This window comes from Roseovarius sp. TE539 (genome assembly GCF_003298505.1).
Classification (GTDB): Bacteria; Pseudomonadota; Alphaproteobacteria; order Rhodobacterales; family Rhodobacteraceae; genus Roseovarius.
The window spans coordinates 1-16,978 of sequence record NZ_QNGB01000039.1 but is presented as its reverse complement, the minus strand read 5'-3'; the positions used below and the strand labels follow the sequence as shown (position 1 = coordinate 16,978).

The window sequence follows — 16,978 nt, the reverse complement described above, 5'->3', positions numbered from 1 at the left end:
GTCGATTCAGGAGAGTCGCGTATGGCACCGTTTCTCAAGATCGCCGGAAGTCTGGTGGCGCTTTATCTCGCCGTGGTCGGCTTGGCCACGATGTTTCAAGGCAAGCTGCTGTTTCCGCGAGGCATGGTGGGACCGGGCGCACCGCTGCCGCCCAAGGCCGAGCGCCTTACCCTCGGCATGGGGTCCGGCGACGAGCTGGTCGGTGTCCATCTGCCGGCCGACAGGCCATTGCCCGAGGGCGCAAGCCTCGTCCTTGGCTTCGGCGGCAATGCATGGAATGCGGACGATCTTGCGCTTCACCTGCACTCGGTGTTCCCCGACCGGGACGTCGTAGCGTTCCACTATCGCGGCTACCCGCCCAGCACCGGCAGGCCTTCCGCGCGGGCGATCCTGAAGGACGCGCTGGACATCCATGACGAAATCATCGCGGAGCTGAATCCGGACAGGATCGTGGCCGTCGGGCTCAGCCTCGGCGCGGGCCCCGCCGCACATCTCGCCTGGTCGCGTCCGATCACGGGGCTGGTCCTGGTCACGCCGTTCGACACGCTCACGGCGCTGGCCCGCGAACACTACTCGTGGCTGCCCGTCGGCCTCTTGCTGCGGCACCGTATGGACGTGGCCGCCGATCTAAGGGCCGTGACGCAGCCCGTGGCGGTGATCGCGGCCGAGGCGGACAGCATCGTTCCGCCGCGCAGAACCGCACCGGTTCGAAAAGCCGCAGACAATCTGGTCCTGGACCGGGTCATCGCCGGGGCCGGACACAACGACATTTACGATCGCGCCCAGTACCGACGCGCGATGCAGGATGCGCTTTCGCTGATCGAAAGCAAGTGACCGCCTGGGAGGGCGAAGCGGCCGATCCGTGGGGTCATGCTGCCGCTACTAGCCTTTTCGGCGAGCGCTGCTTTACGTCTCACCGACAGCTCCCGCACTCGGCGTCGGTGTGCGCCTTGGGCGAGGCTTCATTCCTCCCGGAAGGCGCGTTTGAAGTACACGGTAAGGGGTTTGGTGAGGTAGGAGAATGGCGTGCGTTTGTCTGTCCTCAGAGAGGCTTCGACGGGCATCCCCGGCAGGAGTGTGACATCAGGCAATAGGGCGAGGGCATCAAGGTCGGGCATAAGGATCGCCTCTTAGCAAGTGATCGCGGTCGCTTCGTCTGTGCTCGCATCGGCCGAGACACGCAGTACCGTGCCCGGCACTTTGGGCTTGGTGCGCCGGTTGAAGGCGTTAACATCAGCGCCACGTCCTGGCCGGGATACACTTGGTCGATGTCGGCTAGGTCGATCCGCGTTGATCTGCAGCGGCTGGTCGCCGGGGACAGGCGTCTTTTCTTCAGGCATTGATGACCGCCTTGAGGAACTTCTGAGTGCGCGAAGATACCGGTGCCGTAAAAAACTCTTTTGCCGAGCCGTGTTCGACGATGTCTCCATCCTCGAGAAGCATCGCCCAATCACCCACATCCTTACCGAACCCGATCTCGTGGGTCACCACAATCATAGTGACATCCTGCGTTCTCTTCAGTTCGCGAATAAGGCTCAGTACCTCCTCTTTTTTCTCTGGGTCGAGTGACGAGGTTGGTTCGTCGAACATGAGGAGCTGGGGTTTCATCGCTAGGGCCCTGGCGATGGCGACGCGCTGCCGTTGCCCTCCCGAAAGCTCGAAGGGGTAGGCACTGGCACGATCGCGCAGACCGATCAGGTCAAGCAATGTTTCGGCCTCCTGACGCGCGTCGCCTGCGCGCAGCCCTCGAGCGCGGCGCGGGGCCAGCGTCAGATTGTCCATGACCGACATGTGTGGGAACAGGTTGAAGTTCTGGAATACGAGGCCAGTGCCGATTCGCGCGCTTTCGCGGTTTTTGGGCGATGAAAGATCGATCTCTCGCTCCCCGAGGCGCAAAGTGCCCGAAGTAACCGGTTCCAGGCCATTAAGGCACCGCAGGAGGGTACTCTTTCCACAACCGCTCGGGCCGCAGATGACCATGGTTTCGCCCTTGTCGACGGAGAATGATACGTCGTTCAGTATCGGTATTTCACCGAATTTCTTGCTGAGGCTTTGCAGGGCGAGAAAAGGTTCGGACATCAAACGCTTTCCCATTTACGCAGGCGTTCAATCTGGCGCATGGCTACTGTGAAGCTGAGGATCAGCGCCACATAGACGATCGCTGCGCCGGTATAGAGTTCGAGCGGGCGGAAGAATTGTACCGTCAACTCCTGCGCACGGAACATGACTTCAGGCACGGCAATTAGCACGGTGACGGTTACGTTCTTGATGATGGTGATATGTACGTTGGTCAGGGCAGGCAAGGTAGAGAAAAAGCCCTGCGGAATGATCACATAGCGCAGGATGTCGAATTTCGACAAACCCAACGACCATGCAGCCTGCCGTTGGGTATCGGGGATTGCCTGCAAGCCGCCCCGGTAGGCTTCGCAGGCCAACGCGCTACCGTTCATCGAAAGCGCAAGGATGCTGCTTTCGGTCGGACTGAGCGACATCCCGGTCAGGATTGGCAGCACGTAGTGAATCCAGATAAGCAGGACAACAACTGGTAAGGTCCTGAATACATCAACGTAGCTCGAGCCCAAAATCCGCAATACCCGCAATGGCGACAGATGCAGCGCCGCCAGGATCATTCCGACGAGTGTCGCCGCGGCGATGCTCGGAAAGGCGATGATAACTGAATACCAGAGGCCGCCGGCTAGGTAGTCGCCGTAATCAACGAGGATGCTGAAATTGAAATTATAGTCCATTGCTGTTCCTATCTGTACACAGAAACGTGCAGGCGGGCGGCAACCCGGGGGATTGCCGCCTGGTAGTTTTTTTGGGTTACTTTGGTCCGCTTGCCAACGTGCCGGGCATGTCCCATTTTTCCGCAAGCTCGGCATACCAGCCACGCAGCTGCATCGTGCGAATGTAGGTATTTAGGAACTGGAGAAGATCCAGATCCGAATATCGCACAGCGTGGTTCATGCTGTTCCATTCGGTCTTGTCTGGCGCGAATTCGATTAGCCGCAATTCCTCGCGTTCGTCCGCCCGACGTGTGTTGGAGATCGAATCGCCCAGATAGGCCGTGGCGGACCCCTGCATCACCTCCAGAACTGCCGCGCCAGTATCGGAAAAGGACGAGACCTCAGCCTGATCGAGGACGTTCAACGCGAACTGATGGGCACTGGTGCCCGAGACCACCGCGATGCGGTTTCCCTCGGCGTTCAAGTCGCTCCGAGTCTGCGCGTCGCTGTCTGTCCGGACCAAGGCCACATGCGAGAGGTACCCCCAGCCGTCGGTGAAGGCGACGGACTTGGCGCGTTCGGGTGTGGCGCCCATACCGGTCATGATGACATCCCATTTGCCGGCCTGAAGCCCGGCAATCAGCCCGCTCCAAGTGGTGTTGACAAGTTCGGCTTCGATCCCCGTCATTTCCGTGAAGTTTCGAATGTCATCGACGATCAGGCCCTCGAATTCGCCTGTGCTCGGGTTCTTCGCGACGAACCCGTTCCAGGGCGCCACACCTACGACTATCTTATTTTCCGACATAATTCGGTCGAAAGTTTCTCCAGCGACCGTTGGGCTCGCGGCCAATCCAGCGCAGAGCGTCGCTGCCAGTATTCTAATTTTTCCAAACATTTTTTCCTCCCTGTGGTTGGTTGCCTTTTTCTTTTCGCCTCAGTGTGTTTCGACGCTCTTGGCAGCGTCATCCAACCCGATGATGGGTGCCATGGCCTCGGGATCGATGACGGCGTCGATCACGTAAGTTCCAGCCGCTGCCAGGCCGCGATCCAGAGCCTCGGCAAGCGCATTGGGCTCAGTGATCCGTTCGCCATCGCAGCCCAGTACTCGGGCCAGCGCGGCATGGTCGATGTTGGACAAATCGCACTCGCCGTAGCTGCCGAAGAGCTTGTTCTCGAAATGGCGTTGAAATCCCAAAGTGGCGTTGTTGAACACTATCAACAGGATGGGGATGCCGCAGCGCGACGCGGTTTCCAGCTCTGCCATGACATATCCGAATGCGCCGTCACCCGTGAGGCAGATAATCTGCGCCTCTGGCGCAGCGATCTTGGCGCCCATCGCAGCGGGAAGCGACCAGCCGATTCCGCCAGTCCCGCGGGGTGATAGAATCTCGGCGCCAACCGTCACATTGTCAATATGGCTGAAGGACCAGCCGGTCGTGTAACTGGCATCGTTCACCAGGATGGTGTGGCTGGACATACGCCTCGATATTTCGGCCAGCACCCTTTCGGGACGCATTGGCCTCGCATTGGCGAAGGCTGCGGCGTGAAACTCCGAGCGCCAAGCGTTCTTTCGTGGGGTGATCCGCTCTGATGCCTTCACAGCCGCACCTTGCCTGTCGGTGGCTGGATGGGCGATCAAATCGCGAAGGGTTTCCCTCACGTCCCCCACGAGGGTAACGTCGGTGGTGAAATTACGGCCCGGCTCTTCGGGGTCGATATCGAGGTGAATTATTCTGGTGCCCGGTCCCGGCTGCTCCCAGTTCATATAGCAAATCTGGCCGGTGCGTGATCCGCAAATCAGGACCACATCCGCCTCGGCCACGGTGGCGTTGGCCACCCTACCGCGTCCCAGCGTGCCGCCGGTGGAGGAGCCCACCGCGCCCACGGAGAGGGCATGGGAATCGGGGATCGTGCCGCGGCCAGTCATCGTCGTGGCCACTGTAGCGCCGACCCGTTCGGCCAGTTTGATGACCTCATCGGAGGCGCCGGAAAGTATGCTGCCGCCGCCTGCAATGATGACTGGTTTTGCGGCTTGGCGAAGCAGCGCGGCGGCGGCATCGATCTCAGGCTGCGCAGGGCGCGGCCGGATCGACGGAAAACTTGCAAATGCCGGTTCGGCGTGGATCTCAGCTTCGGTATGCATTGTCATTACATCGGCGGGGCAGAGCACCGCCACGGGGCCTGGCCTACCACTGGTCGCCATGCGAAAAGCGCGTCGCACAGTTTCGCAGCAACGCTCAGGCGTTTCGACGCGGTAGACCTTTTTGGTGAACGGCGAAAGCGCGGCAAAATGATCGGTTTCGCTGCTGGCGTGACGATCGCGCTGACTGGCAGGTATTTCCTGGATAAACGCAATCACTGGCACCGAAGATTTTTGCGCCTCCAGAAGCCCCGTAATCAGGTTAGTTGCCCCCGGACCAAAGGTCGCGGCACATATTCCCGGGCGCCCAGAGGTCTTCGCATATCCATGCGCCATGATGGCGCCGTGTTTTTCATCACGGATGGTTATTACCCGGATCTGGTCGCGGTTGAGGTGGTGAAAAAGTTGCACCGGATCCTCCATACCGAAGATGGCCTCCACGCCATAAGCCTCCAGAGTCTCCGCCATCAGAGACGCAACCTTTCCGGTTTTCCAGCTGGATCCCGAATATCCGATGTTCACCAGTATGCTCCACTATATGGGACTAATTGAACTAAATGGTGCGTGTGGTTCCTACGTAAGTCAATAATAAATGGAAAAATCGAGATGTTTGGGTTAAATTCGAGTAACACTAGTTCCATATTGTGAGACAATAATGAAAACTCTTGAAAACGCGACGTCGGCACTTTCCATCATCTCCGAATCGATCGAGCCGGTGTCGGTTGCCGAGATCGGCAAACGACTTGGCCTGCCTCGGAGCAGCGCTTCGCGCCTTATGGCCTCGTTGCGCAATGGCAACCTTGTCGAACAGGATCCGCAAACGCGCCTATACGGTCCCGGTTTGTTGGCATGGCAGCTTGGCGCTCGATACCAGCCTTCTGGATATGATTCCGACCTATTGGCGGAGGCGTTGATCTCGCTCAGTCAGGCAACAGGCTTCACTTGCTGGATGGCGGTGCTGGACCGTACCGATGTCGTGCTCTTGCGGCAGCACCTCGGACGAACGCCGGCGCAATTCTCGGTTCGGCTGGGTCAAACCCTTCCAGCGCACGCCACAGCGGTCGGCAAGGCTCTTCTCTCGCGTCTACCGGATGCAGCAATCGAGCAGTTGTTCGACGAGACGCTTGCAAAGGAGACACCGCAAACCTTTGACCGTCGAACCCAACTTATTGAGGATATCCGGACAGTGCGTGATCGTGGCTATGCACTTTCACGTCAGGAGGTATTCCCGGGCGTCATGGCGGTCGGCGGTTCATTGTACGGAACGATTAGCAATTTCCCGGTCGGACTGAGCCTATCCTTCCCGACACATCTGGGGAATGCCGAAGATGTGGCGAAGCTGTTGACTGACGAGTTGCGGCGCGTTGGATGCGAGCTTGGCGATTCTTTCTGGTCGCACCGGCCTTCCGGCCCGTCGGGTGTGTAAAGTGGCGACCCGCTGACAATGCTGTCAAAAGAACCAAGTTTGAGGCCAACCGAGTTGTCGTCTACCCTGCTTGCAAGACAAACGGCGACCCTTTCAGATATTTCAAAGCCGAGCTCGAGATCACCTTCGTTGCGTTGATGCTCTGGGCGCGTTTCCTCTTGTCAACTCACAATGTCCGTCATCAAATGATTTTGGAACGCGGCGGCCTGATCGGTAGCGGAGAATCTGGTTCGTTGTGGCTTCGGCCCGCATGAGCCGGCGGCTCGTCCTGAATGTGTCTGACGACGGACAGCTTGTGAAGAGAGATTAGCATGCCTGCCCTCCGTCCCGAATGTCCCTCAGCACCGACCTTGCCATGAACAAGACCGATCGCCGAGGGGAAATGTGATCATCCGGGACGGAACAGCTATAGCTTGGCAACTTGCCCAAAATTCCGCGACCACCTCTTTAAGGAAAGTCTGAAAAACCTCGCTCTCTGAGCGGGTTGGGGTAGACTTGCGGGGACACCAGAGGATGCCCCCTATGCCCAAGCAGCCTGCCTTTCCCGGTCTCCGCCGCGCGATGAAGAAAAAGCAGACGCGCCGCGAGAAGTTCCTGTCCGAGATGGAGGCGGTGGTGCCGTGGTCGCGCCTTCTGGCGCTGATCAAGCCGCACTATCCGAAGGCCGGGCCGAAGGGGGGGGGGCGTCCGCCGATGCTGCTGGAGACGATGCTGCGGGTCTACTTCCTGCAGAACTGGTATGCGCTGAGCGACCCGATGGCCGAAGAGATGCTCTACGACAGCGGTGCCATGCGGCACTTCGCGGGCATCGAACTCGGCGACGATCGGATCCCGGACGAGACCACCATCCTCAACTTTCGTCACCTGCTGGAGAAGCATCAGCTGACCGAGAAGCTGTTCATGGAGGTAAACAGCCATCTCGCCGACCAGGGGATCACGCTGCGCTCGGGCACGCTGGTCGATGCGACGATCATCGATGCGCCGTCCTCGACCAAGAACGAGGCCAGGGCCCGCGCCCCCGAGATGTCCTCGACGAAGAAGGGCAACGACTGGTATTTTGGCATGAAGGCGCATGTGGGCGTGGACGCCGAAAGCGGCATCGTGCACAGCCTCGAGACCACGACGGCCAAGGTCCACGACAGCCGGGTCTGGGACGAGTTGCTGCACGGCGAGGAGCGGTCGGTCTGGGCCGACAAGGGCTATGTCAGCGCCGAGCGGGAGGCCGCGTTCACGGGACCGGGCAAGGTCTGGGGTGTGATGCGCAAGGCCCCGAAGGGCAGCGACCTGCACCCGATCGACGCGCGGATCAACCGCATCATCGCGATGGTCAGAGCGCGGGTCGAGCACCCCTTCCGGGTGATGAAGCGCCAGTTCGGGTATCTCAAGACCCGCTACCGCGGCCTCTCGAAGAACCGTGCGCAACTCTTCACTCTGTTCGCCCTCGGCAACCTGTTCCTCGTGCGACGGAAGCTCATGGCATGAGGCGAAGTCTGTCCGAAATCCACCAGACTGCCTCTCTGGCAAGCCCGAAACGACAAAATCCGCTCCCGGAACGCCTTCTCCTGCCCGAAAAGGCGATCAAGCCGCTATCTCGGCGCAGCCGAACACATTGATCAGACGTTCCCTATATTTCCTCAAACAGCGAAGCCAGTCAGTTCAAAGAAACTGCAATCAACCGAACTGGCTAAACTTTTTTAGTAGCTTAATGAGACGGCGTGTCTCTGCGGCAGTGAGGTTTCGAGAGATAAATTCACCGATCCGGATGCCATTCTCGAGCAGCGTACTCGCCAACTGCTTTCCGTCTTCAGTGAGATTGATGCGCCTGGATCGCTTGTCTCCCGGATTCACTTCAACGGTAACCAACCCTCGGTTGATCAAGCGCGTGATCATAGCATTCAGAGTCGGCATGTCGATGGACGTGAATGCAGACAACTCGCTGAATGAAATTCCCGGGAACCGAGCGATGGTGGTTAGCGTGGCGAACTGTGTAGTGGTGATATCTTCAATTCCGACGATGTTGGCCAAGGACTTGTTAAACTCGGCAACAGCGAACTGATTGGCGGTACGAAGAAGGTGCCCAATGTTGTCATGGAGCTGGTACTCGAACCCCAAAAAATCGCTGGTTTTCGCGGCGTCATCAACCTTTTCCACCGGGCGCAAGTTCTCGTTCATACCAGCCTCAGTTCTTTCACTCAAAGTTCTCATAGAACTGTCGTCCCGCACCAATTGCTTGCAACTCCGCCGGGCTTTCAAGCACCTCAGGAACTCTCACATTCTACCCACGCCGCTCGCTCAAAATATCGGCAACTCATCAATAAATCAAGAAATACAAACTGATTTTCGCTTCGTTAACAACTGACAATACATCGTGTGCGAAATAATTATTGACCGGTTCTTGGCTCACCGTCTATCGTTTGCAGATGGATATAGAGCTTACGGACTGACGCCCGGAGATAGTTCAGATGGATGCATTCTCTGCCAAACGGACCGCCGATGAAGGGATTGAGTTGCGCTCGGACCGAACAGCGCTGCTAGTGGTGGATATGGTGCGGGACTTTTGCGATCCCGATGGCGCCATGGCGCTTCCGGGATCTGAACGACTTTATCCCATCCAGAACGCCATGCTCACCACAGCCCGCGCTCAAGGGGCAGTCATAGGCTGGATTGCAGACCGACATCGCCCGGGGTCTCGGCGCGAACGTGAATTCGTCAAACGCGTGCCACACTGCCTCGAAGGCACGCCAGGGGCCGAAATCGTCCCACAACTACAGCGTGAGGCCGATGAATTTTTATTCGTCAAGAGGCGTTACAGCGCCTTCTTCGGAACCGACTTGGACATCACTCTTCGCGACAACCTAATCGATACTCTCGTAATCTTCGGGGTCGTGACGAACATATGCGTCCGCTCTACGGTGCACGACGCTTTCTTTAACGGCTATCAAGTGGTCGTTCCCCACGATGCGTGCGCCGCGACTGGTCCGCGCGAACAGGCTTCCTCATTGTACGATATTGCCACGCATTTCGGCATCGTGAGCGATTCTACAAATGTAATAAGTGCGATGGAGAAGGGCCACTTTATTGCCAACATGCCGGAGTTCGAAACGACCACCAATTGAACATTCAGGGAGGGAAGTATGTCTGGTTATCATGAGAGACTGACGCGTCGCGGTGTGCTGCAGCTTGGCGGAGCAACAGTGGCGGCGAGTATTGCCGCCCCATTGATCGCCCAAACACAAAACCCGATCCGTGTGGGTGTCCTGCAACCATTCACAGGCGGACTCGAGGCTCTTGGCCAACAGGGCGCGCGCGGCGCGGAGCTGGCACTTCTTAATGCGAACGATTCAGGGGGTATAAATGGACGAATGTTCGAGATTGTGCGCTCGGACACTGCAACTGACCCAAAAACGGCTGTTGAACGAACCAACGAACTCATCCGCCGCCACGAGGTCTCGGCCATCATTGGGCCAGTCACTAGCGCGAACCGTGACGCCATGCGCCCCACAATCGAACGCGCCAAGATGCCGCTTCTCTACGCCACCGACTACGAAGGCGGTGTATGCTCCAAGTACATTACTTGCTACAGTGCGTTGCCCGACCATTGGGTGGTACCGCTTGTAGACCATGCCGTGAAGAACATCGGTAACAAGTTCTTCTTAGTGGGTTCGGATTACGTCTGGCCACGTCAGATGAACGCCGCCTTCGCAAACGAGTGCGAGAAGCTCAGCGCGTCCGTCGTAGGCGAGGAATACACGCCATGGGGCGCGAAGGACTACACTGCAACACTGCGCAAGATCCAGGACAGCGGTGCCAGTGCCGTGGCCATAACCATCGCCGGCGCGGACGCGGTCACATTCGTCAAGCAGTTCGTTGCGGCTGGCATGAAGGACGACATAAGGATCATCTTTTTCGGGTTTTCGGAGAACTATCTGTCGGGTCTCACGGAAAGCGAAAGCGAAGGGATCATCGCACCGTCCAACTTTATCGCGTCGCTGGAGTCGCCCGGCGCACAGGAGTTGAATCGCCTTGTGCGGACTCGCTTCGGGGACGACGCAATTGTCTCCAATACCGTCGACGCCCACTGGACGTTGACCCGGATGTACATTGAGGGGATCCGTCGCGCGGGCACGGACGAGAAGGACGCCGTTCTGGATGCCATGGTCGACCAGACTATCCGGTCAGGAAATGGCGAGGTCTATTTGCGACCCGAGGACCGCCACGTCGACCTAAACGTCCTGATTGCGGAAGTGCGCGGCGGAGAACTTCATGTTCTAAAGGATTTAGGACGTATCTCGGCGGCCAACCAGTGCGCGTGAGTCGGCTATGAGCACGTCGGCACCGATGCTCAAGGTGGACGGCCTAGTAAAGCGCTTTGGCGGAGTCGTTGCCCTTGACGGCATATCTTTCGAGATCGAGGAGGGCAGCGTGCATGCCATACTCGGTCCGAACGGATGCGGCAAGACAACGCTATTCAACCTGATTGACGGTTCGCTGAAAACGACCGCTGGGCGTGTCGAGTTCGATGGACACAGGATTGACGGTTTATCATCCTCCAAGATCGTTCGGATGGGAATTGCGCGCAAGTTCCAGGTCCCAGGTGTATTCAACGATTTGACCGTGGCTCAGAACCTGGAGGTAGCTTTGGCGGGCGAAGATGGACGCTTCGGCTTCTTGGGGCTCTTGCTTGCTCGGCCTGAGCGGGTGCGGCGTGACAGATTGGCGGAGGTCGCCGGATTGACTGAGAAACTGGAATACGCTGTAGCCGAGCTCTCGCACGGCGAAAAGCAGCGGCTCGAGATCGCCATGCTGTTAACCCGGAACGTACGGCTCCTGCTCCTTGACGAGCCTACCGCGGGTATGTCGGTGACAGAGACGGAAGCCATTGCGGAACTGGTGTGCGTTCTACGTGACGAGCACGGTCTGACGGTCCTAGTTGTTGAACACGACCTCTTATTCGTGAAGACCCTCGGCGCGCCGATCCTCGTCGCGAACGATGGCAAGATTATTGCCAGCGGCGATTATGACGCGATAAGCCAAGATCCGCGAGTGGTTCAATCGTACCTCGGTGCGGCAGCCAATGCTTGAGGTCCGCAATTTGGCTGCCGGTTACCCGAGTGGTGGACGCGTCCTCGACGGGCTCAATCTCTCGGTTCCGGCTGGCGCCATCGTCGCGGTCCTCGGGCGCAACGGCATGGGCAAAACCACACTCATGCGAACAATCTGTGGCCTCTTGCAAACCAGCGGCGGGACGATCAAGCTCGACGGAGAACCTGTATCAGAGCTGCCCCCCCACACACGCGCGCAGCTTGGTATCGGCTACGTGCCACAGGGTAGAGAGGTTTTCGAAAGTTTCACGGTCTCGGAGAACCTAACGGTTGGGCGTATCGCAAAAAAGGGGCTTTGGCCCAAGATTCCACCCCACCTCCTAGAACTCTTTCCCATTCTCGCCGAACGGGCCCAGCAACGCGCGGGCAGTCTTTCCGGCGGCCAGCAACAACAGCTCGCCATTGCCCGTGCCCTCGCAGGCGAGCCTCGGCTCTTGCTTCTCGACGAACCCGCCGAAGGTATCCAGCCGTCTATCGTACACGAGATTGCAGGAAAACTCCGTGAGATCGTCGATACAACTGGCCTCACCGTCCTGATGGCCGAGCAAAACTTCGACATGGTGGATGGAACTGCGGACAGCATTGCCTTTATCGATCACGGGCTGATTGCCGAGGAGGGGGTGGCTGCGGACGGCATCCGCTCAGACAAGGTGCGGCTGGCCAAGTACCTTTCATTGTGAGGTGTTTCGCATGGAATTTGTTCTCGACACGCTGAATTACTTCTCGGTCCTGATGCTCGTTGTCCTTGGTCTCGTCGTGATCTTCGGCCTTATGAACGTCATTAATATGGCGCACGGCGAATTCATTCTCATCGGCGCCTACACGGTTGTTGCGGTTACCTCGGCCGGCGGCAGTTTCTGGCTGGCCCTGGTCATCGGGTCGCTGGTCGCAGGCTTGGCCGGCCTGCTCGTCGAGCTCTTGGTTGTGCGCCACATCTACACTCGATTTATCGACACGATCCTAGCTACATGGGGTGTGTCGCTGGTTCTGAAACAAACGGTCATTGTGATCTTTGGCCCAACGGGCCAAAGCGTTCAGAACCCGTTGCCAGGCGTGATGAACGTGTTCGGCGTAGAGTACCCCCGCATGCGGATTTTGATCATTGGCATGGCCTTCGGTCTGACGGTGGTCCTCTACCTGGCGCTCTTCAGCAGCAGGCTTGGCCTGAAACTCCGCGCGGTTATCGCCAATCGCGACATGGCTTCGACACTGGGACTGAACACACGACGGATGGACATGGCGAGTTTCAGCCTCGGTGCTGGGCTGGCGGGATTTGCCGGCGCACTCATGAGTCCGATGATTAGCGTTGACCCGCAGCTTGGCGTCGGTTTTCTCATTCCGTCTTTCCTGTCCATCCTGCTCGGGGGGTTGAACTCTTTGCTTGGCCCAATCCTAGGAGTGGGGGCCATATCGGGCTCCACAAATCTGATCGCGGGTTGGCTGTCACAGGCAGACACGCAGGTCATCGTGTTCCTGCTTGCCATTTTGGTCATTCGTCTCTTTCCCGAGGGCATCCTAAAGCGGAGACAAAAATGAAATCGAAACGCCGCGGACTTTACGCCACGGTCGCTGCGTGGGTGGCACTTGGTATCTTGGGACTGCTTTTTGACGGCTGGCTACTGTCGCAGATGGCTATCTATTTCTGCTACGGCATGTTTGCGATGGGATTGAGCTTGATATGGGGCCAGGCCGGGATATTGAGCTTTGGCCAAGCGATCTTTTTCGGCGCCGGTGCATACGGTTTCGCACTTGTCACGCTCAACAAGATCCCGGGTCTCGGCGTTTCGGTCGCGATGGGATTCGTCGTGGCCATAGTGTTGGCAACGGCCCTTGCAGCCGTAATAGCGTCGCTGACCTTTGCTGCGCGCGGCCTCTCCGGGGCTCATTTCGCCATTGTCACGCTATGCGCTGCTGTCGTTGTCGAAACGGCAACCACACGGTCAGATTATTTGGGTGGGTACAACGGTCTCTTCGGAATTCCTCCGCTCAGTTGGAATGGTACGATGATCGGAGACCACGCGCTTTACTATCTGATGCTCTCGATCACCCTGCTCGCCTTCCTAAGCGTGGTCGCCATCATTCGCTCACCCTATGGAACCCTTCTCGAAGCGATCCGCGACAACGAGCATCGCGTGCGGCATCTAGGCTACGTTCCCCACCACTTGAAATCGGCCGCATTTATTCTTGCTGGCGCACTCTCCGGTCTTGCCGGAGCGCTCTTCGCTGCGCAGTTCGGCTTCGTGTCACCATCTTTGCTGGGCTTTGCGCTGTCGACACAGGTGCTGGTCTGGGTCGCCGTGGGCGGCCGGGCCGTGCCCATGGCTGCAATGTTGGGGGCTTTGGTCGTGCCCGGTGCCGAGAACATGCTGTCCAACGTATTGGGCGACGTCTGGCTTCTGGTGATCGGTGTCTTGTTTGTCGCTGTAGTTGTCGCTGCGCGAGGCGGCGTTTTCGGAAACCTGCTGCGCCTGCCACTACCGCAACGCTTGAGAGAATGAAGAAAAGGCATAACGCCGGCCACGAAGGGAGAAAACCGTGTCAGACGTCAAACCCCGTAAGATTATCAGAAACTTGGAGGAGATATTTCACGAGGGCGGACCACGGGCGGTCGAACCCTTGTGCCGAGCCTCGATTATGGCTGTCGTCAAGAACCCTTTCGCCGGCCGATATGAACCAGACATCCAGTGGTTCATGGAAGATCTCAAGCCGCTTGGCGCGCAAATGTCCGACCGGCTCGTGGACATGCTTGGCGGCGCCAGCAAAGTTGAGGGTTACGGTAAGGGCACGTTGATCGGAGCGACGGGCGAGATCGAGCACGGCGCGCTTTGGCATGCTCCGGGCGGACACGCCATGAGAGTCTGTCTAAATGATGCGCGCGCCATCGTGCCCTCCTCCAAAAAGGTGACGGGCATCGGCGGCCGCCTCGACATCCCGATCACTCACATCAACGCGTCTTATGTCCGCAGCCATTTCGACTCCATGGAGGTCGGATGCAATGACGCACCACGAGCTGACGAACTGGCTTTCGTTCTGGTGATGACGAGCGGGTCACGGGTCCACGCGCGTTCCGGTGGCCTCGCCGTAGAAGATATCAAGGGAGAGGACGGTTTGAGATGAAGACGAAAATCCGCAAAATCGCGACACATGTTGAGGAAACTCTCGCGGAGATGGGCCGCGAGATAGAACCGCCGACCCGCCGGGCCGTTGCCGTAGCCGTCATAGAGAATCCCTATGCCGGCCGTTACGAAGAAGATCTAAGCCTCTTGATGGACATCGGAGCCGAACTGGGTGGGTTGCTCGGCGAACGCTGCGTCGCTGCGCTTGGAATTTCGCCCGACGCGGCCCAAAGTTACGGCAAGGCCGCGATGGTTGGCGAAGATGGTGAGCTTGAGCATGCCGCCGCCATTTTGCATCCGAAGCTTGGCGCACCGCTGCGCAAGGCTGTCGGAAAGGGGGCAGCATTGGTGCCATCCTCCAAGAAGTTTGGGGGGCCGGGCCAGCCACTTGACGTTCCCATTGGTCACAAGGACGCGGCCTATGTCCGCAGCCACTTCGACGGAATCGAGGCGAGGCTAAACGATGCGCCGCGTGCCAGAGAAATAATGGTTGCCGTCGCGGTCGCTGACAGCGGGCGTCCGCTTCAGCGCGTGGGGGGCCTCAAGGACTCTGAAGTGAAGGGCGAGGACGGCCTGCGCTGAGCGGCATCACGATCCAAGCTAGTAGCATAATAGCGAACCAGGAGACAGATCATGACAACGTCGCGGCAAAAACTGGTGATCCGCAATATCGGTCTCATCCTGTCGGGACGGACCGAAAAGCCCATCCTCGAAGGCGACTGCCTCGTCGCCGAAGAGGGGCGGATCTTAGCATGGGGGGCGGAGAAGGACCTCGATATCGAGGGTGCTGATACGATTGTGGATGCCAATGAAGTGACGTTGGCACCTGGCCTAATCGACAGCCATGTCCATCCTGTCGTTGGTGACTATACACCACGTCAACAACAACTGAACTGGATCGACAGCACACTTCATGGCGGTGTGACCACCCTCATCTCTGCCGGAGAGGTCCATATGCCCGGTCGGCCCAAGGACCTTGTCGGTCTGAAAGCACAGGCGATCGCGGCCCAGCGTTGGTACGAGAACTTCCGACCCTCAGGAATGAAGGTTCATGCCGGCGCACCGATCATCGAACAGGGCATGGAAGAAACGGATTTCAAGGAACTGGCCGATGCCGGTGTCAAACTTCTGGGCGAGGTTGGCCTCGGTTCCGTGAAAGACGGTCGAACGGCTCGGCAAATGGTCGACTGGGCCCGGAAATACGGTATCCAGAGCACAATCCACACAGGCGGGCCGTCGATCCCGGGATCTGGCCTCATCGATGCAGACATGGTGTTGGAGACCGGAACAGACGTCATTGGCCACATCAATGGCGGGCACACTGCTCTGCCCGACGACCAGATCACTTGCCTGTGCGAGAAATGTCAGTCAGCGCTGGAAATCGTCCACAACGGCAACGAGCGATCGGCTCTGCTCGCATTGAACACCGCACGGGAACTCGACAAGCTTGGCCAAGTCATCCTTGGCACCGACGGGCCTGCGGGCTCAGGAGCACAACCGCTCGGGATCCTTCGCATGGTAGCCATGCTATCCACGTTCGGTAACGTACCGGCCGAAGTGGCTTTCTGCTTCGCAACCGGCAACACGGCCAGACGCCGAAACTTGGATACGGGCATCATAGAAGCCGGACGCTCCGCTGACTTCGTGTTGATGGATCAAGCACAGCATGCGCCGGGCAAGACGATACTGGAGTCGGTTCAACTCGGCAATTTGCCAGGCGTGGGCATGACGATCATAGATGGGCACATCTGTAGTGAGCAAAGTAGGAATACCCCGCCAGCCGAGCGGCTTCCTTGTCGCTTGCAGCCTTGAATAGGCAGGAGCGTCGAAAGGCAGGTGAATGGTGCGGATGAAAAGTCTCCAAAAATGCGGAACATGAAAAATCATGATTACTGTAACCTTTTCAGCAATTTCCGGACATTTGAAACGTACCAGCTGCCGCCACGCCTGGTTAGGATGCAGCACACTTTTAGAGTGTCCGTCTTGATCAAGTGACCTGCCACTGAACTTTGGTCCGACCCCGAACCTTCTACCGCCGTTAGCGAGAGTTTCCCGGCTTCGATCAGGGTGACAGGCTGGTGATGCCCCCCGATTTTGTCAGCGTGATCGGGGCTTTGTTGCCGATCGCGCTGTGTGGCCGTTCCTCGTTGTAGTATCGACGCCAAGTCTCCAACTTTGCGGCCGCATCTGCAAGCGTCAGGAACCCATGGGCGTTCAGGCACTCGGCACGGAAGCGGCCATTGAACGCCTCGATGAAGGCGTTGTCCGTCGGTTTGCCAGGTCGTGAGAAGTCGAGTGTGACGCCGCGCTGATAGGCCCGGAGGTCCATATCCCGGGAGATTGTCAATCTGCATTCAAAACTGACCCATCGTGATCATTTAAAAATGACCCACCTGGGGGGTAGCAAAGCCCACAGGCGAGCGCCCCCCATATAGCAGGCTCGTCTGTGGGCTTTGCTTTTTCTGGTT

The 16,978-nt window shown here is 58.3% G+C and carries 17 protein-coding genes and 1 pseudogene; 12 read left to right on the top strand and 6 right to left on the bottom strand.

The window, feature by feature from the left end; translation table 11 throughout:
- Positions 1-21 precede the first annotated feature (21 nt).
- Positions 22-834 (top strand): alpha/beta hydrolase, encoded by an 813-nt coding sequence (locus tag DQW77_RS16555; protein ID WP_181711320.1) that lies wholly within the window; start codon positions 22-24, stop codon positions 832-834.
- A 498-nt stretch (positions 835-1,332) separates the two neighbouring features.
- Here the strand turns inward: DQW77_RS16555 and DQW77_RS16550 are convergent, their stop codons facing one another.
- The 4 genes from DQW77_RS16550 to DQW77_RS16535 form a co-directional block, all read right to left on the bottom strand.
- Complete coding sequence (locus DQW77_RS16550; protein ID WP_113259327.1) at positions 1,333-2,079, bottom strand: amino acid ABC transporter ATP-binding protein; 747 nt, start codon at positions 2,077-2,079, stop codon at positions 1,333-1,335.
- A complete protein-coding gene (locus DQW77_RS16545; protein WP_181711319.1) occupies positions 2,079-2,747 on the bottom strand; it encodes an amino acid ABC transporter permease in 669 nt (222 codons plus the stop codon). Before DQW77_RS16545 ends, DQW77_RS16550 begins: the two co-directional genes overlap by 1 nt.
- A gap of 76 nt (positions 2,748-2,823) precedes the next feature.
- Positions 2,824-3,531, bottom strand: coding sequence for a transporter substrate-binding domain-containing protein (locus DQW77_RS16540; protein ID WP_181711318.1), 708 nt, complete (start codon positions 3,529-3,531; stop codon positions 2,824-2,826).
- Between the two features lie 129 nt (positions 3,532-3,660).
- Positions 3,661-5,388 carry a thiamine pyrophosphate-binding protein gene (locus DQW77_RS16535; protein WP_113259324.1) on the bottom strand — a complete coding sequence of 576 codons (1,728 nt, stop codon included), beginning with the start codon at positions 5,386-5,388 and terminating at the stop codon, positions 3,661-3,663.
- 133 nt (positions 5,389-5,521) lie between these two features.
- Here DQW77_RS16535 and DQW77_RS16530 point away from each other — a divergent pair, with 133 nt between their 5' ends.
- Together DQW77_RS16530 and DQW77_RS16525 are read left to right on the top strand one after the other, a co-directional pair.
- On the top strand, positions 5,522-6,292 hold the full coding sequence (locus tag DQW77_RS16530; RefSeq protein WP_113259323.1) for an IclR family transcriptional regulator: 771 nt from the start codon (positions 5,522-5,524) through the stop codon (positions 6,290-6,292).
- Positions 6,293-6,814: 522 nt separating this feature from the next.
- A complete protein-coding gene (locus tag DQW77_RS16525) occupies positions 6,815-7,774 on the top strand; it encodes an IS5 family transposase (protein ID WP_113259322.1) in 960 nt (319 codons plus the stop codon).
- A 189-nt stretch (positions 7,775-7,963) separates the two neighbouring features.
- Here the strand turns inward: DQW77_RS16525 and DQW77_RS16520 are convergent, their stop codons facing one another.
- A complete protein-coding gene (locus DQW77_RS16520; RefSeq protein WP_181711317.1) occupies positions 7,964-8,464 on the bottom strand; it encodes a MarR family winged helix-turn-helix transcriptional regulator in 501 nt (166 codons plus the stop codon).
- Between the two features lie 290 nt (positions 8,465-8,754).
- Here DQW77_RS16520 and DQW77_RS16515 point away from each other — a divergent pair, with 290 nt between their 5' ends.
- The 9 genes from DQW77_RS16515 to DQW77_RS16475 are packed head-to-tail and all read left to right on the top strand — an operon-like array spanning position 8,755 to position 16,322.
- Positions 8,755-9,408: a cysteine hydrolase family protein gene (locus tag DQW77_RS16515; RefSeq protein ID WP_113259320.1), complete on the top strand. Its 654-nt coding sequence runs from the start codon at positions 8,755-8,757 to the stop codon at positions 9,406-9,408.
- Positions 9,409-9,426: 18 nt separating this feature from the next.
- Positions 9,427-10,605, top strand: a complete 1,179-nt coding sequence (locus tag DQW77_RS16510; protein ID WP_113259319.1) for a substrate-binding protein — start codon at positions 9,427-9,429, stop codon at positions 10,603-10,605.
- A 7-nt stretch (positions 10,606-10,612) separates the two neighbouring features.
- A complete protein-coding gene (locus DQW77_RS16505; protein WP_220124982.1) occupies positions 10,613-11,374 on the top strand; it encodes an ABC transporter ATP-binding protein in 762 nt (253 codons plus the stop codon).
- Complete coding sequence (locus DQW77_RS16500) at positions 11,367-12,074, top strand: ABC transporter ATP-binding protein (RefSeq protein ID WP_113259318.1); 708 nt, start codon at positions 11,367-11,369, stop codon at positions 12,072-12,074. The genes DQW77_RS16505 and DQW77_RS16500 overlap by 8 nt, the downstream gene beginning before the upstream one ends.
- Positions 12,075-12,084: 10 nt before the next feature.
- A complete protein-coding gene (locus DQW77_RS16495) occupies positions 12,085-12,930 on the top strand; it encodes an ABC transporter permease subunit (protein WP_113259317.1) in 846 nt (281 codons plus the stop codon).
- The gene (locus DQW77_RS16490; RefSeq protein WP_113259316.1) at positions 12,927-13,892 is read left to right on the top strand and encodes a branched-chain amino acid ABC transporter permease; all 966 of its coding nucleotides are present in this window, start codon (positions 12,927-12,929) and stop codon (positions 13,890-13,892) included. The genes DQW77_RS16495 and DQW77_RS16490 overlap by 4 nt, the downstream gene beginning before the upstream one ends.
- 37 nt (positions 13,893-13,929) lie before the next feature.
- Positions 13,930-14,511 (top strand): amino acid synthesis family protein, encoded by a 582-nt coding sequence (locus tag DQW77_RS16485; RefSeq protein WP_113259315.1) that lies wholly within the window; start codon positions 13,930-13,932, stop codon positions 14,509-14,511.
- The gene (locus DQW77_RS16480) at positions 14,508-15,092 is read left to right on the top strand and encodes an amino acid synthesis family protein (RefSeq protein WP_113259314.1); all 585 of its coding nucleotides are present in this window, start codon (positions 14,508-14,510) and stop codon (positions 15,090-15,092) included. Before DQW77_RS16485 ends, DQW77_RS16480 begins: the two co-directional genes overlap by 4 nt.
- A 51-nt stretch (positions 15,093-15,143) precedes the next feature.
- Positions 15,144-16,322 carry an amidohydrolase family protein gene (locus tag DQW77_RS16475; RefSeq protein WP_113259313.1) on the top strand — a complete coding sequence of 393 codons (1,179 nt, stop codon included), beginning with the start codon at positions 15,144-15,146 and terminating at the stop codon, positions 16,320-16,322.
- A gap of 250 nt (positions 16,323-16,572) precedes the next feature.
- Here DQW77_RS16475 and DQW77_RS16470 read toward each other — a convergent pair.
- Positions 16,573-16,851: pseudogene (locus DQW77_RS16470) on the bottom strand (transposase); the annotation flags it as partial.
- Positions 16,852-16,978: the final 127 nt, after the last annotated feature.